Raw genomic sequence first — 759 nt, 5'->3', positions numbered from 1 at the left:
TTGGATAAGCCCTCGACCGATTAGTATTGGTCAGCTCCATGCATTGCTGCACTTCCACCTCCAACCTATCTACCTCGTCGTCTTCAAGGGGTCTTACATACTGGGAAATCTCATCTTGAGGGGGGCTTCACGCTTAGATGCTTTCAGCGCTTATCCCGTCCGTACGTAGCTACCCAGCCATGCTCCTGGCGGAACAACTGGTGCACCAGCGGTACGTCCATCCCGGTCCTCTCGTACTAAGGACAGCTCCTCTCAAATTTCCTGCGCCCACGACAGATAGGGACCGAACTGTCTCACGACGTTCTGAACCCAGCTCGCGTACCGCTTTAATGGGCGAACAGCCCAACCCTTGGGACCTACTTCAGCCCCAGGATGCGATGAGCCGACATCGAGGTGCCAAACCTCCCCGTCGATGTGGACTCTTGGGGGAGATAAGCCTGTTATCCCCAGGGTAGCTTTTATCCGTTGAGCGATGGCCCTTCCATGCGGTACCACCGGATCACTAAGTCCGACTTTCGTCCCTGCTCGACTTGTTGGTCTCGCAGTCAAGCTCCCTTCTGCCTTTGCACTCTTCGAATGATTTCCAACCATTCTGAGGGAACCTTTGAACGCCTCCGTTACTCTTTAGGAGGCGACCGCCCCAGTCAAACTGCCCGCCTGACACGGTCCCCGTACCCGATGAGGGTACCAGGTTAGAACCTAGATACGATCAGGGTGGTATCCCAACGGCGCCTCCGCAGAAGCTTGCGCTCCTGCCTC

At 56.1% G+C, this 759-nt stretch carries 1 rRNA gene; it reads right to left on the bottom strand.

The features are described 5' to 3' along the window. Positions 1-759, bottom strand: a 23S ribosomal RNA gene (locus K1558_RS32620); the annotation flags it as partial.

Source organism: Paenibacillus piscarius, from assembly GCF_022234545.1.
GTDB classification, from domain to species: Bacteria; Bacillota; Bacilli; order Paenibacillales; family Paenibacillaceae; genus Paenibacillus_AQ; species Paenibacillus_AQ piscarius.
The sequence above is the reverse complement of the archived record's forward strand: the minus strand, read 5'-3'. Positions and strand labels throughout refer to the sequence as shown.